This is a genomic window from Thiorhodococcus fuscus, from assembly GCF_042682685.1.
GTDB lineage: Bacteria > Pseudomonadota > Gammaproteobacteria > Chromatiales > Chromatiaceae > Imhoffiella > Imhoffiella fuscus.
The window spans coordinates 62,294-87,414 of the sequence record NZ_JBHUHX010000047.1; the positions used below are offsets into that span (position 1 = coordinate 62,294).

Here is a 25,121-nt window from a genome sequence, read left to right on the forward strand (position 1 = left end):
CAACTGCCTGTAGCCCAACCACGCTGATGATGGTCGGAATCTGAAACAACTGAGAACCTGGCGAAGATCGGCACCGAGCCCCGGCTGAAGCCCTCTCGGTAGCCACCCTCACCGCCGCTGCCGAAACCGTACCCGCCTCCCCCACCGGCAGCGGTTTCGGATCCTGCCTCCCACGCTCCCCGTCCACCGTCAGTACCTCGGGGTTCTCGTCCCAGGGCATGACCCAGGAGCGCGGATGCTCCCAGTCCATGCGGTCGACCTTGAGCTTGATGCAGCCGGCCTGGCCGTAGACGTAGAGGTCGAAGGCCTCGTTGCGGACGCCGACCTGCTCCCAGGTGACGTCGTCGCCACGCAGCTCAGCGGTGAGCTCGCCAAGGACCGCCTGAATGTCCCCATCATGGGCTATCGATTGGCGTTGGCGGCGGATCTGGAATGGGATCTGGCGTGGGTGAACGAAGATGCCCGCGAGGCCTACGGCGAGCAGCGCTGGATTGGGTTCGCGCCCATCGGTCGCGCCGTCTATTGCGTGGTGTTCACGGAAACCAACCCGAAAGAGGTTCGAGACTATGCACGTCACATCACCCTCAGGCCGGATCTTTGACCTGCCGAGCCCCGAGGAAGAGGCACGCATCCGCGAAGGCATCGCGAAGGACCCCGACACCCATGAGCTGACGGACGAAGAATTGGCCCAGATGCGTCCGCTCGGACGCTCGCCCGGGCGCCCGAAAGCCAACTCCACCAAGCAGCCGGTCTCTATTCGCCTCTCGCCCGAGGTGATCGAATATTTCAAGGCCGAAGGCCCAGGATGGCAGACGCGTATCGACGCGGTGCTGCGCGAGCACGTCAAGACGCATCAGTAATACCGGCCAGGGGGCGCAATAAGGCCACGTCATCCCCTGCCGCCCCAAGCGCTCCACCGCGATCTTCAGTGCCCGGTCGTCGAACAGCCGATCCTTCCGCTCGGCCGCCTCGGGACCACCAGCGTGGTGGGAAACTCGATCACCGCCCAAGGGGTTGCCCGACGTCTTGATCGCCTCCCAGATGCTGCCGAGTATGGCGAGCCCCTTGGAGGTCCGGCGCACCCCGACATAGTGACGCGACTCCCCTGGACCGGCCCTATCGGCCGTCCTTATCATCTGTCGAGTTGGCCTTCAGCCATGTACATTAGCCGGCAGCGTCGGCGAAATGTCGCGGACGCCATCACCCAGCCATGACGCGGAGACGGCCGCTCTCCGCCCGAGGAGCATCAGATGAGTCAGTCCCCCCTGCGCGTCGGCGTCGGAGGCCCGGTCGGCTCCGGCAAGACCGCGCTGCTCGACCTGCTCTGCAAGCGTCTGCGCGATCGCTTCGAAATCGCCGTCGTCACCAACGACATCTACACCCGCGAAGACGCCGAATTCCTGATCCGCAGCCAGGCATTGCCGGCCGAGCGCATCGTCGGGGTCGAGACCGGCGGCTGTCCGCACACCGCCATCCGCGAGGACGCCTCCATGAATCTGGCGGCGGTCGAGGATCTCCAGGCGCGTTTCCCCGAGCTGGATCTGGTGTTCGTCGAGAGCGGAGGGGACAACCTGAGCGCCACCTTCAGCCCCGAGCTGGCCGATCTGACCATCTATGTGATCGACGTGGCCGAGGGCGAGAAGATCCCGCGCAAGGGCGGACCAGGCATCACACGCTCGGACCTGCTGGTCATCAACAAGATCGACCTCGCGCCCTACGTCGGCGCCTCGCTGGAAGTCATGGAGCAGGACGCGCGACGCATGCGCGGCGAACGGCCCTTCGTCTTCACCAACCTCAAATCGGGTCAAGGGGTCGATACCGTCATCGACTTCATCCGCGAACAGGGCATGCTCGCCGCAACTTAAGGGCGCCCCCTGGGTTTCGCTGTGCTGCACCCAGGCTACGGGCTACGGATGCTCACCGTGGTGGGGCTCAAACAGAATGAAGGAGGTCCGGGTGGAGACACCGAGATCCGAGCGAATGGACGACTGGCCGACCGGATTCATGCTCATCCAGGGCAACCGGTTGGAGCTGCTGCGCAGCCTCATGGTCACCTGGATGAAGCGCTATCCGCTCGATCCGCTGGAGGACGAGCTGGTGCTGGTCCAAAGCAACGGCATCGCCCAATGGCTACGGCTGGCACTCGCAGCCGATCCGAGCGAAGACGAGTCCGGTGGCTGCGGCATCGCCGCAGCGATGCGCATCCTGCTGCCGGGCCGATTCATCTGGGAGGCCTATCGCACGGTTCTCGGCGATCTTCCCGCAAGCTCGCCCTTCGACAAGGCCCCACTGACCTGGCGCCTCTATCGCCTGCTCGGCAATCTGGACCAGGACGAGGACGGCGATTGGCGCGCGCCCCTGACGGGCTTTCTCGCCGGCGAGGACCCCGAGCGGCGACGTCATCAGCTGGCGGCTCGGCTCGCCGATCTCTACGACCAGTATCAGGTCTACCGGGCGGATTGGCTGGATGCCTGGGAGCAGGGTCAGGACATCCTCATCCGCCCGAACGGCGAGCGTTCCGCACTCGATCCGTCTCAGCAGTGGCAACCGGCGCTGTGGCGCGCGCTGCGGGACGACATCGCCGCCGACCCGAGCCTCGACGACGGCCCCTTCGGTCGAGCCAGCCGCGCCAGCGTCCATCTGCGCTTCCTCGACGCGGCCCGCGCTCCGAGTGCGCCCGACGACGCCGAGGCACTGCCACGCCGGATCATCCTGTTCGGGATCTCGTCACTGCCCCGCCAATCGCTGGAGGTTCTGGAGGCGCTCGCCGGACATTCCCAGGTGATGCTCTTCGTGCACAACCCGAGCCGGCACTACTGGGGCGACATCGTCGAGGGACGCGACCTCTTCCGGCGCGCCTACCGACGCAGCGCGGCGCGCAAGGTGCCGGAGAACCTGGATGAAGACGCCCTGCATCTGCACGGTCACCCACTGCTCGCGGCCTGGGGCAAGCAGGGGCGCGACTATATCCGTCTGCTGGACGAGCACGACCAGCGCGAGCAATACGAGTCGCGCTTCCAGTCCCAGAGCCTGGAGATCGATCTCTTCGAGTCGCCCGGAGAGGACAGCCTGCTGAAACAGCTGCAAAGCGACATCCTGGAGCTGCGACCACTGCACGAACGTCGTGAAGACGGCACGGAGATCGACCCGGCCCGCGACCGCAGTCTGGAATTCCTGATCGCCCACAGCCCGCAGCGCGAGATCGAGATCCTCCAAGACCAGCTGCTCGACGCCTTCGAACGGTTAGCCCTCACCGACCGACCGCTACAGCCGCGCGAGGTGCTGGTCATGGTGCCGGACATCGACACCTACGCACCGCACATCGAGGCGGTCTTCGGACGGCTGGCGCCGAAGGATCCGCGCTTCATCCCCTTCCATCTCTCGGACCAGGGTCTGCGGCACCGCAATCCGCTGCTGATCGGTCTGGAATCCCTGCTCGGGCTGCCCAGCTCGCGCTTCGCCGTGAGCGAGCTGCTCGACCTGCTCGACATCCCCGCCCTGCGCGCGCGCTTCGGCATCGACGAGACCGACCTGCCGCGACTGCGCCGCTGGGTTGCCGGGGCCAACATCCGCTGGGGCCTGGATGCGCATCAGCGCGCCGCGCTCGATCTGCCGGATGGACTGGAGCAGAACACGTGGCGCTTCGGGCTCAGACGCATGCTGCTCGGGTTCGCCAGCGCCGGGGCCGGTCCCTGGCGCGGCGTCGAACCCTACGACGAGATCGGCGGTCTGGATGCCGCGCTGCTCGGTCCGCTGACCGAGCTGCTGGAGACCCTGGAGAACTACTGGAGCCAATTGCAGGAGACGCGCCGACCGGCCGAGTGGACCGCCCTGATCGCGAATCTGCTCGCCGATGCCTTCGCCGAGACCGGCGACACGGACGGCCTGGCCATCGCCCAGGTCCAGCAGGCGCTCGAACGCTGGGAGGATCAGTGCCGCCAGGGCGGGTCCGCCGAGGAATGCCTGCCGTTGGAGGTGGTGCGCGAAGCCATTCTGAGCGAGATCGACCAGCCCTCATTGAGCCAGCGCTTCCTCGCCGGGGCGGTCAATTTCGCCACCCTGATGCCGATGCGCGCCATCCCCTTCCGGCACATCTGGCTCTTGGGGATGAACGACGGCGACTATCCGCGCAGCCGCCGGCCAGCCGACTTCGATCTCATGGCGAACGACTACCGACCGGGCGACCGCTCGCGCCGCGAGGACGACCGCTATCTGTTTCTGGAGGCCATGCTCTCGGCACGCGAGCGGCTGGTCATCGGCTGGGTCGGACGCAGCATCCGCGACAACTCGGTCCGGCCGCCCTCGGTGCTGGTCGGACAGCTACGCGACCACATCGCCGCCGGCTGGCGTCTTCCAAGCGGTAGCGGACAGGATCTGCTGAAGGCGCTCACCACCGAGCATCCGCTACAGCCATTCAGCCGGCGCTATTTCGAGCCCGACCGCGATCCGAACCTCTTCACCTATGCCAAAGAATGGCGACTGGTTCACGAGGATCGCGCGACCGACATCGAGCCCCCGCCTCGGCTGTCCACACCGATCCTGGACGCCCCCATCGGGCTCCAAACCCTGGGACGCTTCCTGCGCCATCCGGTCGCCAGCTTCTATCAAAGCCGGCTCGCGCTCCATTTCACCGAGGCCGACGACACCGCCGACGACGAGGAGACCTTCGACCTCGACGCATTGAGTAACTGGGCCTTGCAGGACAACCTGGTCCAATGGGTTGCGAACCGACTGCACCAGGATCCGAGCGCCGATGTCGACGCCACACTGGAGCGAAACGCACGGCGCCTGGCCCGCGCCGGACATCTGCCGCTGCCGCCGTTCGATGGTGTCTGGATCGCGTCGCTGACCGAGAATCTGCGCGAGCCGATCGCCGCTTACCAGGACTGGCTGCACGAGTACCCGGAGCAATGTCCATCGCAGCGTCTGATTCTGGAACGTCCTGGGATCCGTCTGGAAGACAGCCTTGAAAATCTGCGCCAGAACGCGGACGGCCAGCGCATCATGCTCCGGCTCCAGGCGAGCCGACTCCATACGGGCAACGACCTCAAGTGGTACCAGCTGGTGCGGCATTGGCCGGTCCATCTCGCCGCCCAGCTCGAAGGCCCGGTCGTCACCCGCATCCTGGGGCCGGACACCGATCTGGCTCTGGAGCCGCTGCCGGCCGAGCAGGCGCGCGCGCTGCTGGAGGATCTGCTGGACGCCTATCTAGAGGGCATGACCGCGCTCCAGCCGCTCGCCTGCCGCACCGGCTTCGCCCTGCTTCGCTCCCGCGACGGCAGGTCGGCGGATCCGGCGAGCGTCTACGAGGACGGCTATGAGCGCACGGGCGAAATGCGCGACCATCCGGGCTACGCGCGCTTCTGGCCGAGCTATGACCGACTCGCCGCCGATCCGGCATTCGAGACGCTCGTCGAGCGACTCTACCGCCCACTGTTCGAGCATCTGAGCGCCGATCCGGCGCCGTGCCAGGAGGAAGGCCCCGCATGAGCCAGGAACTCGATCTGCTCCGCTTCCCGCTTGGCGACACCCATCCAATCGGCGACGGCCGTCCCATCGGCTGCAGCCGTCTCATCGAGGCCAGCGCCGGAACCGGCAAGACCTTCACCCTGGCCCTGCTCTATACCCGTCTGGTGCTCGGCCATGGATCGAAAGAGACCGCCTTCGAGCGCCCGCTGACGCCCCCCGAGATCCTGGTGGTGACCTTCACCGAGGCCGCGACCCAGGAGCTGCGCGAGCGTATCCGGACACGTCTGGTCGAGGCCGCAACCCTCTTCGAATCGCCAGACACCGACATCGGTGCCCTGGACAGGCGCACGGATCCCATGATCGGCCTGCGCGCCGACTATCCGCCCGAGGACTGGCCGGGATGCGCGCGCCGTCTGCGTCTCGCCGCCGAAGCCATGGACGAGGCCGTCATCTCGACCATCCACGGCTGGTGCAACCGCATGCTCAAGGAGCACGCCTTCGACACGCGGGGCCTGTTCGACCGCGAACTGGTCACCGATCAGTCCGACCTGGTGGCCGAGGTGCTGCGGGATTACTGGCGCGCCCATTTCTATCGACTCACACCCGACCAGGCGGAGGCCGTACTGGAGGTCGTGAAATCTCCCGAGGCCCTGCGCGATCGACTCTCGCGCTGGCTCGGTCGGCGCGACAGCGGATTCAGCTATCGGGGCGAGCCGCTGGTCTGCCATTCATTGGCCAAGCCACTGGCCGCGCATCTGGTCTGGTCCGCCAGCAAGCGCGAGGTCGAGACCGAATGCGCACGTCTCGATGCGGCGATTCAAATAGAGGAAGACAGGGCGCGCGCCGCCTGGCGCGCGGATAGGCCCGCGCTGGAAGAAGCGCTTCGCGCGCTGCGACCGCACCTCAACGGCACCTCGCACGCCAGCGCCAAAGAGGAAACCTTCGACCAACTGCTCCAGTCCATCGCAGACTGGTCCGAGGGCGGCCCGGCGCCCGGCAAGCTCAAGAATTTCGCTCAGGACGCCTTCTCCTTCAAGAAGACTGCCAAGGTTCAGACCGCACCCCAGCATGCCGCCTTCCAGGCCATCGCCAATTGGAGGGCGGCCGACGGCACGCGACCCGCACAGCCCGACGCGCCCGAACCGCCACTGGAATCCTGCCTGCTGGCGCACGCCGCCGACTGGGTTCGAGCCGAGCTGGAGAAGCGACTCCAGCGCCGCGCCGAAATGGGATTCGACGACCTGCTGCGCCAGCTCGATACCGCGCTGGATCCGACGCTCGGCACCGCCCAGGCGAACCACCTGGCCGCGACCATCCGCCGTCAGTTCCCCGTCGCCCTGATCGACGAGTTCCAGGACACGGACCCGGTCCAGTACCGCATCTTCGATCGCATCTACAGGGTCGCAGAGCCCCATCCGGGCAGCGCACTGGTGATGATCGGCGACCCCAAACAGGCCATCTACGGCTTCCGCGGGGCCGACATCCACGCCTATCTGGCGGCCCGCTCGGCCACCGAGGGGCACCATTACACGCTCGCAACCAACTTCCGCTCGACCGCGCCGCTGGTCGACGCCTGCAACCATCTCTTCGAACAGGCCGAGTCTTGGAGTCGCGGCGCCTTCCGCTTCAAGGACGACACCGGATACAACCCCATCCCATTCGTCTCCACGGGATCCAACGACCGTCCCGAGCGACTGATGCTGGACGGGCGAGAGCCCCCCGCACTCACCTTCTGGACCCTGGACACCGGCGAGGATCCGGTCTCGCCCGGCACCTACCGCCAGGCGATGGCCGAAGCCGCAGCGAACCAGGTCGTCGACTGGCTGAGCGCGGCGCGCGAGGACCGTGCCGGATTCACCCGACCGGACGGTTTCGATCGTCTGCGTCCCAAGGACATCGCCATCCTGGTCCGCACCGGCCGCGAGGCAGCCCTGATGCGCGAGGCGCTGGCCGAGCGCCAGGTACCGAGCGTCTATCTCTCCGACCGCGACTCGGTGCTCGACTCCCAGGAGGCCGCCGATCTGCTGCACTGGCTGCGCGCCTGCGCCGCACCGACCGACGAGGGACTGGCACGGGCCGCGCTCGGCACCAACACGCTCGCGGTCCCGCTCACCGAGCTGGCCCGGCTCCAGGACGACGAGCTGGCCTGGGAGGAGCAGGTCGAGCGCTTCGGCATCTACCAGCACATCTGGCGCCGCCAGGGCGTGCTCCCCATGCTCTACCGCCTGATGCAGGATCAGGACTTGCCGGCCCGTCTGGTCGGACGCGCCGACGGCGAGCGCATCCTCACCAACCTGCTGCACCTGGCCGAATGGCTCCAATCCTCGGCCACTGGGATCGACGGCGAGCAGGCCCTGATCCGCCATTTCGCCGAGCAGATCGAAGGCTCGGACAGCGAGCAGATCCTGCGCCTGGAGAGCGACGCCGAGCTGATCCAGGTCATCACCATCCATAAATCGAAGGGGCTCGAATACCCGTTGGTGCTGCTGCCCTTCATCTGCGGCTGGCGCGAGGTGGACGGACACAGCCGCCAGGTCCCCTATCGCCATGCGGGCCGCACCTATCTGGAGATCGCGACCAAGAAGGGATTCGCCGATGCCTGGCTGGCGGCCGACGACGCGCGTCTGAGCGAGGACATGCGTCTGCTCTACGTCGCCCTCACCCGTGCCCGACACGCCCTCTGGGCCGGGATCGCGCCGCTCAAGAGCGGCCGGTCCAAGCGGCCGCAATTGGAAAAGTCGGCGATCGGCCATCTGCTCGGCGGCGGACGGGTCTTCGACAGCCCGTCGGAGATCTGGGAGGCGCTCGCAGCACTGCGCAACGGCTGTAAGCACATCCGCATCGAGCCGGTGCCGACCGCGCGCGCGATCCCGCTTCCTCCCGAGGGGGCCGAGCGTCTGGAGCAGGCGCGCCCCGCCCCGGTCATCCGTCGCCAGCCCTGGTGGATCGCCAGCTATTCGGCCATCGTGCGCGATACCCGTCCCGCGCTCGGGACGGACGGCGAGTCCGGCTCGATCCTGCCGCCCTCTTCCGAGACCGCCGCGCAGGAGACGGCCCTGGAGGAATCGGCGAGCACCGCAGCCGCGCAGACACCAAACTCCGGCACAGCGGCAACCTCGCGCGGACGGCTGCACGCCTTTCCGTCCGGCGCCCATATCGGCACCTTTCTGCACGGCATCCTGGAATGGGCGGCCACCCAGCAGACCCGCGACGACACCGGGCGCCTGCTGAGCGGCTATGCCGCAGCGGCCGAGTCGGAGTCGCTGCGCCGCGAGATGCTCGGGCGACGCTGCAACCTGCGCGACCTGACCCAATGGATCGACGCACTGGATGCTTGGCTGCACGACCTGCTCATCCAAACCTGGGCGCTGCACGACCTGGCCGAGGATCCGGCCAATCCGACCCGGCTGGCATTGCGCGACCTGAGTCCGCGCCAGATCCAGGTCGAGATGGAATTCTGGCTGCCGAGCCACGCGGTCGACACCCGGCGCATCGAACGTCTGGCGATGGACCACATCCATCCCGGAATGCCGCGTCCGGCACTGGCGCCCCACCTTCTGAACGGCATGCTCAAGGGGTTCATCGACCTGGTCTTCGAGCATCAGGGGCGGTACTACCTCCTCGACTGGAAGTCCAACACACTGGGAGAGGACGACGCGGCCTACGATCGCGAGGCCCTGCGCGAGACCATCCTCGCCAAACGCTACGACCTCCAGTACCTGCTCTATCTGCTCGCGCTGCACCGCCAGCTCGGCGCGCGGCTGCCGGGTTACGACTACGACCGTCACATCGGCGGCATCCTCTATGTCTTCCTGCGCGGCACCGAGAATGCCACCCAGGGGCTCTACATGGACCGGCCCAGCCGGGAGGCGATCGAACGACTGGATCGTCTGTTCGCCGGCGGTCACGCAACCGAGGGGACCAGCGATGCGGCCTAGAGATGAAGCATTCGGCATCGATGCTTGCAAGAGCGGCATGACGGCGGAAGAGCTCTTCGTCCGGCTCGAAACCTGGGTAGAGACCGGGGTGCTGCGTGCGCTCGACCTGGCACTGGCGCGCTTCATCCATGTGCAGTGCGGCGAGACCGATCCAGCCGTGCTGCTCGCCGTCGCGCTGACGAGCGAACGCAACGCGCACGGCCATGTGTGCCTCGACCTGGAGGACACTCGGCGAAACCCGGACGCGCTGCTCGCCCGTCTGCGCAACGACGGGGACAAGGCCGAGGAGGTCCGGCGCGATCTGCCCGGACTGCTCGCTCCGCTGCGGATCGCCGACTGGATCACGCGCCTGTCACGCAGTCCGGCCATCGACTCCAAGCTCGTCCCTCCGGCCGCGACCGAGGCGACGGATGGCGAAGACCAATCCCCACTGGTTCTGCATGGCACGCCGGAACGCCCGCTGCTCTATCTACGCCGCTACTGGCGCGACGAACAACGGATCTGCGCTGGAATCCAGCACCGTCTCGAAGACACCATCGCGCTCCCGGAGGAGAACGTCAGGGGTCTGCTGGACCGGCTGTTCGCCCCCACCCTCGGATCCGGATCCGACGCCCAGGTGGACGCCTGGCAGAAGGTCGCCTGCGCCCTGGCCGCGCGCAACGCCTTCGCCGTCATCACCGGAGGACCGGGGACCGGCAAGACCACAACCGTGGTGCGTCTGCTGGCCCTGCTCCAGGGACTCGCCATGGGCCGTGGCGAAGCGCCGCTGCGCATCCGGCTCGCCGCGCCCACCGGCAAGGCTGCCGCGCGTCTGAACGCATCCATCGCCGGTCAGGTGGCCGATCTTCCGCTCGACGCCATCGCGGAGGGCGAGCGGATCCGCGCCGAGATCCCGACCCAGGTGACCACCCTGCACCGTCTGCTGGGGCCGATTCCGAACAGCCGGCACTTCCGCCATCACGCGGGCAATCCCTTGCCGGCCGACCTGGTGGTGGTCGACGAGGCCTCCATGATCGACGTGGAAATGATGGCCAGGCTGCTCGACGCGCTGCGCCCCGAGGTCCGTCTCATCCTGCTCGGCGACAAGGACCAGCTGGCATCGGTCGAGGCCGGAGCGGTGCTCGGCGATCTATGCCAGCGGGCGCGCGAGGCACACTATCGCCCGCAAACCGCCGAGTGGCTGCAAGGGGTCACCGGCCAGCCGATCCCATCGATCCATCTCGACCCCGAGGGCCGGCCACTCGACCAGGCCATCGCCATGCTGCGCCGCAGCTATCGCTTCAAACCGGAAGGCGGCATCGGCGCCCTGGCCGAGCTGGTCAACGCGGGCATGTTGGACCACAGGCCAGTCACCGACCGACTGGCCGCGCTCAAATCGCTGTTCGAGCGCCAGCAATCCGACATGGACGCGCAACTCGGGCGCATCGCCGCCATTCGACTGAGAGACACCCAGGACACCGCCTTCGACGACCTGATCCGTGATGGCTATGCCGGCTATCTGCGTCTGATGCGCGATGGGCGTCCAGACGACCAGGCCGATCGTCAAGCGCTGGATGACTGGGCCTCCGCCGTGCTCGACGCGCACGCCGGTTTCCAGCTTCTGACGGCACTGCGCGAGGGTCCCTGGGGCGTCGAGGGACTGAACCGGCGCATCATCGAGGTGCTGAGCACCGGCGACGAGCCGCTGCTGCAACCGCGCACCAACCCGGCGCAGACATTCGCCAACGCCAGCGAGGGCTGGTTCGCCGGCCGCCCTCTGCTGGTCACCCGCAACGACTATGGACTGCGGCTGATGAACGGCGACATCGGCATCGCACTGGAGGTCCCTGTACGTCAGGCCGACGGCGCCATCCGACGGGTACTGCGGGTCGCCTTCCCCAGCGGCGACGGGACCGGAGGGATCCGCTGGATCCTGCCCAGCCGATTGACGGCGATCGAGACCGTCTTCGCCATGACGGTACACAAATCGCAAGGATCGGAATTCATCCACACCGCACTCATCCTGCCGGATACGCCCAACCCGGTGCTCACTCGCGAGCTGGTCTACACCGGGATCACCCGCGCCCGCAAGACATTCACCTTGCTCTACAGCCAGGACCATGTCCTGGCGGACGCGCTGAGCCGACGGGTCGAGCGGGTCAGCGGCCTGGCACTGAGCCTCGACGGAACGCGGAACGGAATCGCAACCGTGCCATGAGCGCTCGCGCCGATGCGTCACCGGAAGTCGGTCCAAGGCGCTCGATTCTATGGAGGCAACGCCGTTGAACGAGACAGAGGTCACCCCGAACACGGGGGCATGGGTGTTCTGGATCGATGAGCAAGCGCACATCCTCGACGTCAACCAAGAGGCCTGCCGTGCGCTCGGATACAGCCGGGAAGAGCTGCTCGGCATGTCGATCCTCGATCTCAACACCGAATACTCGCCACACGACTGGCCCAAGCATTGGCGCATGCTGCGCCAAGCCAAGACACAGCGATTTCACGCCAAGCACCGTCGCCGCGACGGATCGCAATGCCCGATCGAGGTCGTCGCCCATTATTTCGAAATCGCCGGATGCGCCTACAACTGCGCGCTCGCCTTTCCGCTGACGCCCGGCAGAGAGACCGAGAACGCCTTGCGCGAGAGCGAGGAACGTCTCTCTCTGGCCCTTTCCGTGGCCGGACAAGGACTCTACGACTGGGATATCGCGAGCGGAAAAACCGTCATCAACGAATCCTTAGCCCGAATGTTGGGTTACGCGCCCGCCGACATCGAGGTGACCCCATCGCTCTGGAAGAGCTGGCTGCACCCGGACGAGCGCGATCTCAGTCTGTATCTGGTCCGGGAGTGCATCGAGGGACGACGCGACGGCTACGAACTGGAGCAACGTCTGTGTACCCGTCGGGGAGACTGGATCTGGGTGCTCTCGGCGGGCCGCGCGGTGCAGAGAGACGCCAAGGGCCGCGCGACGCGCATGCTCGGCACCCTGCTCGACATCACCGAACGCAAGCACGCCGAAGCCAGACTGAAGCGGCACCTGGACATCGAGCAGGCGGCAACCGAAATCTCCGCCCTGATGATCAATCCGGAGATGGAAGACCTCGACAGGCGCCTCCACTGGATCCTTGAGCGCATCGGACGCTTAACCCAGGCCGAACGCAGCTATCTTCTGACAATCGCTCCCGATCCATCGGCACCAGCCAATGTGCACGAATGGTGCGACACGAACGCTCAACCAGACAGCGAGACGATACGCACCTTCAAGACCGAAGACCTGCGACGCGTCTTCGACGCAACGCCACAGGATCGCGTCGTGAGAATCCGCTACAGCGACCTGCCGGACGACTCGCCTTACAGGCCGTATCTGCGGCAAGGGAAGGTTCGGTCGGCACTATGGGTTCCGATCGAGTTGAACGGTCGAATACGCGGTCTCATCGGTCTGGACACCATCGACCATGAGCGCGACTGGGGAGACGAAGACGCACGACTCTTGCGCATGGCGGCCGAAATCCTTGCTCATACGTTGCAGCATATCGATTCCGACCGCAGGCTGAAGGACAACGCCCGTTTCCTGGAAGATCTAGACCGAATCTCGCGCATCCTGACGACGCCCAGACCCGACGACGAGCTAATGCGCAACTTGCTGGACACCATTCTGGATATCTTCCAAGCCGACCGCGCCTTTTTCATGTACCCCGGCGACACGGGGACCACCAGCTTTCATATCCCAATCGAGGCAACCCGACCGGAATGGCCCGGCGTCACCGCCACAGAAGGCGATATCGACTCCGAAGGAGTCAAAGTCATAACCGACACATACTTTTACGAGATGGTGCGATGTTTGATGAACACGCCCGGACCTCATACGCTCCCGGCGACCGAAGAGATCAGGAACTCCGCAACGGTACGGCGCTACGACATCCGAAGCCAGCTGACGATCGCGCTGCACCCTCGGTCCGATCGGACCTGGATACTGGGCCTTCACCAGTGTAGCCATGAACGCGACTGGAGCGAGACGGAACAACGTCTGTTCCAGGCCATCGCCGAGCGCGTCGGCGATGAGCTCTCCCAACATCTGCTACTAAAACGGCTCCGCGAAAGCGAACACCGCTTTGCGACGGCCTTTCGCTCCAATCCGGCGGCGATGGCAATCACGACCCTGGACGAAGGTCGGTTGATCGATGCGAACGAACGCTGGATCGAACTGACCGGTCTCAGGAGTGAGGATCTCACCGGCACAACAACCAAGGAACTCGGACTCTGGGTCGACCCCGAACTGCGCGACCGCATGACGGCACAATTACGCGATAAGGGTCCATTCAAGGACGTCCCGTTGGAGATTATGCCCCGTGACGGCGAACGGCGGACCGTACTCTGGTCGGCCGAGATCATCGCGCTCGGCGCGCAACCGGCCCTGCTCTCCCTGGTGCAGGATCAGACCCTACAGCGACGCGCCGAGCAGGCACTGCAGGAGAGCGAGCAGCGCTACCGCACCATCTTCGAGTCCGTCGCCGTCTCGCTCTGGGAAGAGGACATCTCGGCGCTCAATGTGGCCATCGAGGACATGAAGGCCAAGGGCGTCCAGGATATTCGCGCTTATCTCGACAGCCAGCCGGATGTCCTGACCGACTGCATTCGCAGCATCCAGGTCGTGGACGTCAACCAGCAAACGCTGAAGATGTTCGGCGCGGACAGCAAGGAGGCGCTTCTGGGCGCACTGCCACAGATCTGGCTTCCGGAGAGTCGGCCTGCCTTTCAGGAGATCATCGCCGCCATCGCCGAAGGCCAGCGTCATGTCGAACTCGAAACGGTCAACCAGACGTTGCAGGGCGAACGGCGCGATATCCTCCTGGCCGTCGCCCTGCCAGACCAGGAGGCAGCATTCGCCAACGTTCTGGTGAGCATGATCGACATCACCGAGCGCAAAAAGGCGGAAAAGGCGCTCCGTCTAGCCGAGATCTCCATCATGCGCTCGGCGGACGCCGTCTTCTGGGTTACGCCCGACGGCCGATTGATGAACGTCAACGAACAGGCTTGCGAATTACTCGGATACCAACGCGATGAACTCCTCGGGATGGGGATCTGGGACATCGATCCGGAATTGTCCGAGGCGGAGTGGCCATCAAGATGGGAGCTGACACGCCATCTCCAGCGACACCGTTTCGAAAGGACGAATCAACGCAAGGACGGCACAGTCTTCCCGATCGAGGTGACTGCGAATTACTTTGTATTCGACGGCCAAGAGTACGATTTCGCCTTCGTGCGCGATATCAGCGATCGCAAGCAGGCGGATGCGGAGCTGCGGCGCCACCGGGAGCATCTGGAGGAACTGGTGAACGAGCGCACCAGCGCCCTGCAACAGGCGATGAGTCAACTGGTACAGTCCGAAAAGCTGGCGGCGCTCGGCAAGCTGGTCGCGGGCGTCGCCCACGAACTCAACACCCCGCTCGGCAACGCCCGTATCGTGGCCAGCACGCTGGAAGCCCACTTGAGCGAGATCGGCGCGGCGATCGATGAGGGCGCGTTGCGCCGCTCGCAATTGACCGCCTTTCTGGCGCACGCCCGCGAGGCGGTCGATCTGCTCGAACGCAATACGTCACGGGCGGCGGAACTCATCGGACATTTCAAGCAGGTCGCCGTGGATCAGACCAGCATGCGGCGGCGGCGCTTCAATCTACGTCAGACACTGAACGAAATGCTGGTCACGCTCCATCCAGGCTTCAAGCACACCACGCACCATATCGAAATCGAGGCCCCACCCGAGTTGGAGATGGACAGCTATCCTGGCCCACTGGAGCAGGTCATCACCAATCTGGTGACCAATGCGCTCAAGCACGGTTTTGCCGAATCGGAATCTGGCCGCATCCGCATCCAGGCCCATGCGGAAGGCACGGACGCCATCGGCATTCGTTGCTCGGACGATGGAATCGGCATCGCGCCCGAACTCCTGGATCGAATCTTCGAGCCCTTCTTCACGACCCGCCTGGGGGAAGGTGGCAGCGGTTTGGGTCTATATATCACCTACAATCTGGTGACGGTCGCGCTGGGCGGACGGATCGTCGTGGACAGCCAGCCGGGCCAAGGCACCACCTTCACCCTGACGCTGCCGCGCGTCGGCCCCGACGGCCAAACGCCTTGATGGACTGGCCGACCGGTCGCCGAAGAACCAGTGGAGTGCGAGCCCAATGAATCAGAGACAGGAAACCCGCTTCCTGGACATGAAGTCAAGCGCCATCTCGAAACCCGAGCACCCCTTCTCACTCTGTGACGATGAAGGTTGCCGAGGCCGCCATTCTCGTGAGACCTTCACGTTGACCTCAAAAAAAGATGGCCGTCTCAGGCGGTTTGCAGAAACGTCTACGACCCGGATCGATTCGCGTCGGCAAAAACCGAAAAGCCATTCTCAGACGTTTCCTTTGGCGATTGCCGGAAAAGCGCATTCCAGCGAATCATCACATAGAGGCCCAAGCAGTCCGATGAAAACAGCAGCTCATCTATCGCTGGATGGCCTTCCAATCGATTGGTCAGCCCCCGTCCCAGGCCCGTGCCACCGGACGACTGTGGACGAGGACGCCCCATGACCCCGAGCCAACATCCAGACGAGGAAGACGCACTCTTTCTCATTGAGGATCAGCCGGACGAGCTCCACCAACCCAAGGATTCCTGGCGCATCCTCATCGTCGACGACGAGCCGGACGTGCACGAGGCCACCGTCCTGGCACTGCGCGATCTGACCATCGACGCCCACTCGCTCGATTTCCTCCACGCCTATTCGGCGACTCAGGCCTACAGCCTACTGGCCGAGAATCCAGACGTGGCGGTGATCCTGCTCGACGTGGTCATGGAATCGGAGGACGCCGGACTCGCTCTCATACAGCGCATCCGTGAAGATCTCGACCAACGCGCGGTGCGCATCATCCTGCGCACCGGTCAGCCTGGTTACGCCCCAGAGATCGAAACCATCCGCGCCTACGACATCAACGACTACAAGACCAAGTCCGAGATGACCCGGGTTCGGCTGTTCACCAGCCTGACCGTCGCCATCCGCTCCTACCGCCAGCTCCGTCAGCTCGAAATGAGCCGGCGCGGTCTGGAGCTCATCATCTCGGCCAGCACCGGACTCGCCAAACGGCGGGCGCTGCATCATTTCGCCGAGGGCGTGGTCACGCACCTGTGCGCGCTTCTGGACATCGCACCGGAGGGATTGGTCTGCGTCGCCTCCGCGCCCACGGGAGAAAAATCGCCCTGGCTCATCGCCGCTGCGGGACAGTACCGGCACCTCATCCAGTCGCCATTGCATGAACTGCCCGACGCCGGAATCAGAAACGCCCTGGAGCAGTGTCTGACGCTCAAGAGCCATCTGTTCGAGCCCATGACCTGTCTCTATTTCGACGTACAAGGCACTCAGGGCGTCGCGGCCTACCTGGATGTCGCGCACCCGCTCGACAGGGTGAACCGCAACCTGCTGGAGATCTTCTGCGCCAACGTCACGGTCGGATTCGAGAACGTGCTGCTGCACGAACAGCTCGTGGATTCGGCCTATTACGACCCCTTCCTGCATCTGCCCAACCGCGCACGGCTCATCCAACTGATCGACGAGCGCCAGGACGGAGAACAAGACGCCACCCTGGCGCTGATCGATCTCGACGATTTCGCCGAGATCAACGCGGCGCTCGATCACCACTTCGGCGACCAGGTTCTGCGCGCGGTCGCCTACCGGTTGGGAGAGGTGTTCCAGCCACCGATCCTGATCGCCCGCGTGACGGCGGACGCTTTCTGCCTGCTCGGTCCCAGCGCGGCGATCGATCGCCACGCCATCGAGCAGATCTTCGCGACCCCGTTCGATCTGCAGGACAGATCGATTCGCATCTCGGCGACCGCAAGCCTCATCCGCCTGGGCCCGGACCCCACCGGTGGCGCCGACCTGCTCAAGGACGCCAGCATCGCGCTGAAACAGGCCAAACGACTGCACCGGGGACGCGCCATCGCCTTCACCGAGGATCTCGGCCTGGCGGCACGCGAGCGCATCCGCCTGCTCACCGATCTGCGCTCCGCCTTCCACGCCGAGCAGCTCCATCTCACCTTCCAGCCCCTGGTGGATCTCGCGACCGGCGCCCCCGTCGGGGCAGAGGCACTGCTGCGCTGGACCACAGAGGAAGGCCACTCCATCCCGCCCGATCGGTTCATCCCGATGGCCGAGCATTCGGGTCTCATGATCGCCCTCGGCGAATGGGTGCTGCGCACCGCCTGCGACCAGTTGAAACGTCTCGTCGAGCTTGGCTACACGGAATTCCGCATGGCGGTCAACGTTTCCCAGGCCCAATTCCGCGAGCCGGATTTCGTCTCCATCCTGGAGCGCGTACTCCAGGAACACGAGATCGACCCGGAACGCATCGAGCTGGAGCTGACCGAATCGATCGCGATCGGCCAGATCGCCTCTACCGCCGCAAAGATCGCCGAGATCCGGCGCATGGGCGTCTCGGTCGCGCTCGACGACTTCGGCACCGGCTACTCCTCGCTGAGCGTCCTCAAGCAGCTCGGCGTCGACCGGATCAAGATCGATCGCGCCTTCGTCCAGGAACTGGGCCACAGCGGCGACAGCGGGATTGCGGATCTGGTGGTCGCGCTGGGACGTCAGATGGATCTTGGCACCATCGCCGAGGGCGTAGAGACCGAGGAACAACGGCGATACCTGATGGAGCGCGGCTGCCAGGACGGACAGGGATACCTCTTCGGCCGGCCGATGTCATCCGACGCCTTCGAGGCATGGATGGCCGACCGCACCTAAATCAGCGCCCTATCTGCGGTCCCTGTCCCTCGCGACGCACCGATTCCCCAAAAAGTGCCCAGCCCCGCTTGATCGGTCGAAATCCCGATCAATGGCCTCTTGCGCTCCCCTCAACGGTCCCCAAATCAACAGGCTAGCGCCTCGGAGGGGAAACATCGGACGCCTCAAGAATGCAGCTCGCATCGCGGACGTCGACATAGGGATTTCATGCACACGAAGGCCCATCTCAGACTTGGCATCATCGGGTGGCGAATCCTCTGGCAGAGCCTCGCCATCTGGCTGTGCATGCTGATCGCGATCAGTCTATTGATGGGGCTGCTCTACCGCAGCGAAGCCCGGCATCTGGTGCACTCTCTACATGAGAAACAGTGGAGCACCGCCTTCGAGGCCGGCCTGGTCATCAATGCACGGCTGGACTGGGTGCTCCGCGACCTACAGTACGCCTCACACCACCCCCCCCTAGGCCGCCTCCTCGCCGCCGAAGACGCGTCCGACCGGCACGAGACGATCGAAGATTTCCGCAGCCTCATGTCAGCCCGTATAGGCATCTACGATCAGATGCGCTACCTGAGCGAGCAGGGCCGGGAACAGATCCGTATCGACAACACGAGCGGCACGACGCAGGTCGTCCCCGAATCCCAGCTCCAGGACAAGAGCGACCGCCCCTACTTCATCGGCGCGCGCGATCTGAGCGCAAACGGGCTCTATCTGTCGCGCTTCGACCTCAACGTGGAGCATGGTGAGATCGAGATCCCCTACAAGCCCATGATCCGTTTCGTCTCGCGCGTGGCCGATGCCAGGGGCACGGAACGCGGCCTGATGGTCATCAACTATCTCGGCCAGCCATTGCTTCAACGACTGCGCGACCTCGCGTGCGTGCGGGCCGTCAATCTCTGGCTGCTCGACCGGGAAGGCTACTGGTTGATGGCCTCGGACGAACGCCCTGAATGGGACTTCATGTTCGCCGACCGCTCCGACGCGCGCGTGCCCAGTTGGAACCCGGCGCTATGGCGCGCGATACAGGACCAGATCGACGACCGCTCCTCCAAGATCGACGAGGATATCGGGCTCCTGAGCGCCATCGAGTTCCGCGCCGCCCGCGATCTGAGCATCCATGGCAGCGAACTCCCCGACGCACCCCGCAATCGCTGGCTGCTGGTGTCTTGGATCTCGCCGGACGAACTGGCCGCCAAGCTCCGCCCTCATGCGCTAACCTACCTTCAGGGCTGGATCTGGCTCGCCGCACTCAGCGCGCTCGCCAGCACCTGGATCGCCTATCTCGGAGTCAAACGGCACCAGGCAAACGAGGAGCTCAAAAGCCGGAAAAACCAACTGACCGCGCTCATCGAAGGCGCGCCGGATGGCATTCTCATCAGCGATGGGGAGGGACGTATCCTGCAAGTCAATGCCCAGATGGAGCGACTGTTCGGCTACGAACGCGCAGAGCTCATCGGTCAAGCGGTCGAAATGCTGGTTCCGCAACCCCTGAGATCCAGGCACGAGGAATACCGAGCCGACTACATGCGAGAACGCACCGCGCGCGCCATGGCGCCCGGCATACGGCTCCAGGGCGTGCGCAAGGACGGTAGCGCGCTTCCGCTGGCCATCAGCCTGAGCACGGTCGAAACGCCCCAGGGATCGCCCCTGGTCATCAGCGATATCCGCGACATCAGCGAGATTCAGGCCACCGAGGATGCGCTGCGCGACGCGCTGGAACAGACCGCGACCGCGAATCGGGAGCTCATCGCGACAAACCACGAACTCGAGGCATTCTCCTACTCGGTCTCGCACGATCTGCGCGCGCCGTTGCGTGCACTGGACGGATTCAGCGCGATCCTGGTGAAGACCTATGCCGATCGGATCGACGCGACCGGCCAGGACTATCTGGGCCGCATTCGCGCGGCTGCCCAGCACATGGGTGAACTGATCGATGACATCCTGTCACTCTCGCGCATCACCCGCATCGAACTCCAACGCGAGCGGATCGATCTGAGCGCGATGGCACGCGAGATCCTCGCCGATCTGCACGCCTCCGAGCCGGACCGCAAGATCGAGACCCGCATAGAGCCTGAACTCAACGCCTACGCCGACGCACGTCTGATCCATGTCGCGCTCCAGAACCTCCTGGCCAACGCCTGGAAGTTCACGAGCAAGACGCAGACGGCCCGGATCGAATTCGGATGTCAGGAGACGGACGAAGGTCCGGCCTTCTTCGTGCGCGACAACGGGGCGGGATTCGACATGGCCTATGCCGATAAGCTCTTCGGCGCCTTCCAGCGGCTCCACCAGAACAGCGATTTTCCCGGAACGGGCATCGGACTGGCGACCGTACAGCGCGTCATACGCAAGCACGGCGGACAGATCTGGGCGAAAGCCGCCGTCGGCCAGGGCGCCAGCTTTCACTTCACGATCGCGGCGCCATGATGACATCCAAACCATTGCGTCTATTGCTGATCGAGGACTCCTCGGACGACGAGCTGCTGCTCCTGAACGCATTGACGGAGGCCGGATACGAGGCCAAGCACCAGCGGGTCGAAACGGCAGAGGACCTACAGGAAGCGCTGCAGACGGGCGTCTGGGACGTCGTGATCTCGGACTACAGACTGCCAAGCTTCGACGGTCTGAGCGCCCTAGAGATCGTGCGAAAACGCGACCGGGATACGCCCTTTCTCTTCGTCTCGGGAACCGTGATGGACGAAGTGGGCGTCGCCGCCATGCGCGGTGGGGCCAACGATTACCTCATGAAGAGCAATCTGGCACGACTGGGTCCGGCATTGGACCGCGAGCTCAAGGAGGCCGCCAATCGGCGCCAAACCCTGGTCACCAAGGTCCAGTACCGCGCCATCCTCGACAGTACGCTGGACGCCATATTGGTCGCCAAGGAGTCCGGCTACATCCAGATTTTCAACAAGGGCGCCGAAACGACCTTTGGTTACTCCGCAGCCGAGGTCTTGGGGCAGCATATCGGCATACTGCTACCGGGCGACGCATTCGAGCATCTCAAGTGCACCCCGGCCAAGCCGCTGATGGAGTCAGGTAACACGCGCGTCTACGACAGCCGCTATATCGTCCTCGACGGACGCCACCAAGACGGCCACGACTTTCCGATCGAGGCCAGTTGCGCCAAGGCACTGAACGAAGGCCACCGGATCTACACCATCGTGATCCGGGACATCTCCCAGCGTCTCGCAGCCGAGCGCGCACTAAGGGACAGCGAAGAGCGACTGCGTTTGCTGATGGACAACATCCGCGACTACGCCATCATCATGCTGGATACCGAGGGGCGCGTGACGACCTGGAACCAGGGCGCGGCCAATCTCACAGGCTATGAGGCCGAAGAAGCGGTCGGTCGCCCGCTCTCCATCTTCTACCCGCCGGAAGACGTCTCAAGCGACAAACCTCAGCAACTGCTCAAACAGGCGATCGACGAGGGCCGTAGCGCGGAAGAAGGCTGGCGAATCCGCAAGGACGGCTCACGCTTCTATGCGGAGGTCATACTGACCGCCGCGCGCGACGCCAACCGAGAGCTGTTCGGCGTCACCAAGATCACCCGCGACATTACCGAGCACCGCGCGATGGAGGACCAGCTCCGGCGGCACCGCGAGGAACTGGAGACACGCGTCGCCGAACGCACGCGCGAACTGGAACAGGCGCGCCACCAGGCCGAACGTCTGGCACGTTCCAAAAGCGATTTTCTGGCCAACATGAGCCATGAGATTCGTACCCCGATGAACGCGGTGCTGGGGCTGGGCTACATGCTGGAACAACAGGATCTGCCCGAAGACGCGCTCGACCTGGCGCACAAGATCAACCAGTCCGGTCAGGCGCTGCTCGGCATCATCAACGACATCCTCGATTTCTCCAAGATCGAATCGGGCCGCATCGAGATCGAGCGCGCGCCCTTCGAATTGAGCGGCGTGCTGGACAACCTCGCGACCATCATGACCGCCACGGCCGATCAGGACCAGGACCTGGAATTGGTCATCAAACCACCCGACTGCGTCGATCTGACCCTAATCGGCGACTCGCTACGACTGGGTCAGGTGCTGATCAATCTCAGCAGCAACGCCATCAAGTTCACCCGCTCGGGCTTGGTCGAGGTGCAGATCGAAACGCTCGAGCGCACCGACTCGCGAGTCCGGCTCAAGTTTTCCGTCATCGACACAGGCATCGGTATCGACAAGAACGCCCAGGCACGGCTCTTCCAGCCGTTCTCCCAGGCCGACGCCTCCACCACCCGGAGGTTCGGCGGTTCGGGTCTGGGTCTTGCCATCAGCCGACGGCTCGTGGATCTCATGGGCGGACACATGGGAGTGCGCAGCACACTGGGCGAGGGCAGCACCTTCTGGTTCGAGATCGCCTTCGAGCTGGCCGAACAGCAGACCTCGCAGGCACCCCAAGACGCGCACCGAATACGCGTGCTGGTCGCCGAGAACAATCCAGTCGTCCGCGAGGCATTGGCGGCCACGGTCGCCACGCTGGGCTGGACGGTGCGCCAAGCCGCATCGGGCGACCAGGCACTCGCGATCGTCCTCGAGGATCCCGAACTTCAGAGGCCAAACGCAGTGGTGCTGCTCGACAGCCGCATGCCAGACCGCGATGGAATCGCGACGGCGCACGCCATCCGCACCGCCCTGCCAGCGGACCGACAGCCCCTGATATTCGTCCTCGGCGTTCATCGTCGCGACAGCCTGCTGGACGCGTCGGAGACGGGGGCGGTAGATGCCGTACTCTCCAAGCCGGTCACACCATCGCAACTATACAATGCCGTCATACGGAAACTCAGCCAGCGACAGGGAGAACCGTCCCAGCCGCCACCCGCCACCTCGCAACGCCTCGCGGGTCTGCGACTGCTGGTGGTGGACGACAGCGACATCAACCGCAAGGTCGCGAGCAGCATCTTCGACAACGAGGGTGCCGAAATCAATCTGGCCGGCGACGGACGCGAGGCAGTGGATTGGCTCATCGCCCATCCAGACGCCGTCGACCTCGTCCTGATGGACGTCCAAATGCCGGTTATGGACGGTCATGACGCCACCCGACTCATACGTCGCACGCCCTCAATCGCCCAGCTCCCGGTGGTCGCACTGACCGCCGGAGCGCTGCGCGAGCAGGAGACGGCCGCGCTGGAGGCCGGCATGGACGGATTCCTCTCCAAGCCCTTCGACGTCGCCAAGGCGGTCGCCTTGATCCGGCGTCTGACCGAACGCAAGGAAGACAACAGCAAACCAACGCCCGAACCGCGAACCGACGCGGTGTCCGCGAGCATCGATGCCACCGCTCCGCCCTCGGTCGAATCGCTGCCCCATCTAGCGGTCGCCAGAGGTCTGGATCTCTGGAAGGACCCAGAGGTCTATCGCAAGTATCTACGCCGATTCGCCCATGAATTTGGCGACAGCGCGACCCGCCTTCGGGATATGGAACCGAGCAAGGCCCGCCGTTATCTACATAGACTCAAGGGTGCGGCGAACAATCTGGCTTTGGCTCGGCTCGCCGCGCGAGCGCAGGTCTTGGAGCATACATGGAGCGACCCTCTCGAACGGGATGACGCGGCTGCGGAGATGGACGCCTTTCGGAACAGCCTCGTCTCGGCACTGGACGCGATCCAGGCCTACGCCCCGAAGATCGAACGCCCCTCAGTACGTCGCAGCGAGAGAGACGCGATTCATCCCGAGGACGTGGATCCCGCCCTCGTTTCAGACCTGCTGCAACAGGCGCTGGCGGCCTTTGAACGCTTCGACCCCATCGCTGCCGAACCTCTGCTGAGGTCCCTGGCTCAACATCTGCCCGGCGAATCGCTCGCGGAGGCATGGAGGGCCGCCGAGGAATTCGATTCAACCGCCGGTTCGGCCGCTATCCTCGCGCTGGCCGCCCGACTGACGATTCCACTGGAGGAGCCATGACACGTAATGGGCCCTTGCTGGTCGTCGACGACGAGCCTCAGAACCTGGCCGCCATGCGTCAGGTCCTCGGCAACGACTACCCCCTGATCTTCTGCCGCAACGGCGCCGAGGCGCTGGTGGCTGTAGCCAAGTGTCGACCTTCGCTGATCCTGCTCGATATCCAGATGCCTGACATGGACGGCTTCGAGGTCTGCCGCACCCTCAAGGCCAATCCGACGACCGAGGCCATTCCGGTCATCTTCGTTACCGGCCTCAACGATGTCGGCGACGAGGCGGCCGGATTCGACGCAGGCGCAGTCGACTACATCATCAAGCCGCTGTCACCGCCCATCGTGCGAGCGAGGATTCGCACCCATCTTTCACTGGTCCAGGCCTCGCGTCTGGAGAACAGCTATGCCGACGCCCTCTCGATGCTCGGCGAGGCCGGTCACTACAACGACACCGACACGGGTGTGCACATCTGGCGCATGGCGGCCTATGCCAGCGAGATCGCGACCGCCTGCGGCTGGTCCCAGGCCGAGCGCGATGACCTCGAACGCGCCGCCCCGATGCACGATACGGGCAAGATCGGGATCCCGGGTGAGATTCTGCGCAAACCGGGCAAGCTGGATGCACGCGAGTGGGAGATCATGAAACAGCACTCCCGCATCGGCTACGAGATTCTCTGCAAGAGCCAGGCGCCCCTCTTCCAATTGGCGGCCGAGGTCGCGCTGCGCCATCACGAAAAATGGGACGGAAGCGGCTATCCAGACGGTCTGGCCGGCGACCAGATTCCCGAATCGGCCCGTATCGTGGCGATCGCCGACGTCTTCGACGCACTCACCATGCGCCGCCCCTACAAGGATGCCTGGCCGAGCGAGCGGGCCGTGGAGACCATCCGCGAAGGTGCCGGAGGCCATTTCGAACCGCGTCTGGTGGAGTGCTTCATGGATATTCTGCCGCGCATCATGACGGCGAAAGAGAAGTGGGACGCCTGCGAAGAATGAACTCGCCCCACAGGAACGTCCCCAAATGTCCGCACCGTTCCACGCGTGAAGCCATCG

11 protein-coding genes are annotated in these 25,121 nt (G+C 64.8%); all 11 read left to right on the forward strand.

The window, feature by feature from the left end; genetic code table 11:
* Positions 1 to 235 precede the first annotated feature (235 nt).
* Entirely contained in the window at positions 236 to 601 is a 366-nt protein-coding gene (locus tag ACFSJC_RS15515; RefSeq protein WP_386027999.1) for a BrnT family toxin, read from the forward strand.
* Complete coding sequence (locus ACFSJC_RS15520) at positions 567 to 860, forward strand: BrnA antitoxin family protein (RefSeq protein WP_386028000.1); 294 nt, start codon at positions 567 to 569, stop codon at positions 858 to 860. Before ACFSJC_RS15515 ends, ACFSJC_RS15520 begins: the two co-directional genes overlap by 35 nt.
* A 390-nt stretch (positions 861 to 1,250) precedes the next feature.
* Complete coding sequence (gene ureG, locus ACFSJC_RS15525) at positions 1,251 to 1,865, forward strand: urease accessory protein UreG (protein ID WP_386028001.1); 615 nt, start codon at positions 1,251 to 1,253, stop codon at positions 1,863 to 1,865.
* A 115-nt stretch (positions 1,866 to 1,980) separates the two neighbouring features.
* Positions 1,981 to 5,490 (forward strand): exodeoxyribonuclease V subunit gamma, encoded by a 3,510-nt coding sequence (recC, locus tag ACFSJC_RS15530; protein WP_386028003.1) that lies wholly within the window; start codon positions 1,981 to 1,983, stop codon positions 5,488 to 5,490.
* Complete coding sequence (recB, locus tag ACFSJC_RS15535; protein WP_386028005.1) at positions 5,487 to 9,407, forward strand: exodeoxyribonuclease V subunit beta; 3,921 nt, start codon at positions 5,487 to 5,489, stop codon at positions 9,405 to 9,407. Before recC ends, recB begins: the two co-directional genes overlap by 4 nt.
* 37 nt (positions 9,408 to 9,444) lie before the next feature.
* Complete coding sequence (gene recD / locus ACFSJC_RS15540; protein WP_386028006.1) at positions 9,445 to 11,604, forward strand: exodeoxyribonuclease V subunit alpha; 2,160 nt, start codon at positions 9,445 to 9,447, stop codon at positions 11,602 to 11,604.
* Positions 11,605 to 11,668: 64 nt separating this feature from the next.
* On the forward strand, positions 11,669 to 15,526 hold the full coding sequence (locus ACFSJC_RS15545) for a PAS domain S-box protein (protein ID WP_386028008.1): 3,858 nt from the start codon (positions 11,669 to 11,671) through the stop codon (positions 15,524 to 15,526).
* A 438-nt stretch (positions 15,527 to 15,964) separates the two neighbouring features.
* Positions 15,965 to 18,175, forward strand: coding sequence for an EAL domain-containing response regulator (locus ACFSJC_RS15550; RefSeq protein WP_386028010.1), 2,211 nt, complete (start codon positions 15,965 to 15,967; stop codon positions 18,173 to 18,175).
* Between the two features lie 207 nt (positions 18,176 to 18,382).
* The gene (locus ACFSJC_RS15555) at positions 18,383 to 20,599 is read left to right on the forward strand and encodes a sensor histidine kinase (RefSeq protein ID WP_386028011.1); all 2,217 of its coding nucleotides are present in this window, start codon (positions 18,383 to 18,385) and stop codon (positions 20,597 to 20,599) included.
* A complete protein-coding gene (locus ACFSJC_RS15560) occupies positions 20,596 to 24,078 on the forward strand; it encodes a response regulator (protein WP_386028012.1) in 3,483 nt (1,160 codons plus the stop codon). The genes ACFSJC_RS15555 and ACFSJC_RS15560 overlap by 4 nt, the downstream gene beginning before the upstream one ends.
* The gene (locus ACFSJC_RS15565) at positions 24,075 to 25,064 is read left to right on the forward strand and encodes an HD domain-containing phosphohydrolase (RefSeq protein ID WP_386028013.1); all 990 of its coding nucleotides are present in this window, start codon (positions 24,075 to 24,077) and stop codon (positions 25,062 to 25,064) included. The genes ACFSJC_RS15560 and ACFSJC_RS15565 overlap by 4 nt, the downstream gene beginning before the upstream one ends.
* The last annotated feature ends 57 nt before the right edge of the window (positions 25,065 to 25,121 follow it).

What these genes read in the sequence shown, in the direction of transcription:
- ACFSJC_RS15515 (WP_386027999.1), top strand. Translation starts at nt 236, where the DNA reads ATGCTCCCAGTCCATGCGGTCGACCTTGAGCTTGATGCAGCCGGCCTG.
- ACFSJC_RS15520 (WP_386028000.1), top strand. Translation starts at nt 567, where the DNA reads ATGCACGTCACATCACCCTCAGGCCGGATCTTTGACCTGCCGAGCCCC.
- ureG (WP_386028001.1), top strand. Translation starts at nt 1,251, where the DNA reads ATGAGTCAGTCCCCCCTGCGCGTCGGCGTCGGAGGCCCGGTCGGCTCC.
- recC (WP_386028003.1), top strand. Translation starts at nt 1,981, where the DNA reads ATGGACGACTGGCCGACCGGATTCATGCTCATCCAGGGCAACCGGTTG.
- recB (WP_386028005.1), top strand. Translation starts at nt 5,487, where the DNA reads ATGAGCCAGGAACTCGATCTGCTCCGCTTCCCGCTTGGCGACACCCAT.
- recD (WP_386028006.1), top strand. Translation starts at nt 9,445, where the DNA reads ATGACGGCGGAAGAGCTCTTCGTCCGGCTCGAAACCTGGGTAGAGACC.
- ACFSJC_RS15550 (WP_386028010.1), top strand. Translation starts at nt 15,965, where the DNA reads ATGACCCCGAGCCAACATCCAGACGAGGAAGACGCACTCTTTCTCATT.
- ACFSJC_RS15555 (WP_386028011.1), top strand. Translation starts at nt 18,383, where the DNA reads ATGCACACGAAGGCCCATCTCAGACTTGGCATCATCGGGTGGCGAATC.
- ACFSJC_RS15560 (WP_386028012.1), top strand. Translation starts at nt 20,596, where the DNA reads ATGATGACATCCAAACCATTGCGTCTATTGCTGATCGAGGACTCCTCG.
- ACFSJC_RS15565 (WP_386028013.1), top strand. Translation starts at nt 24,075, where the DNA reads ATGACACGTAATGGGCCCTTGCTGGTCGTCGACGACGAGCCTCAGAAC.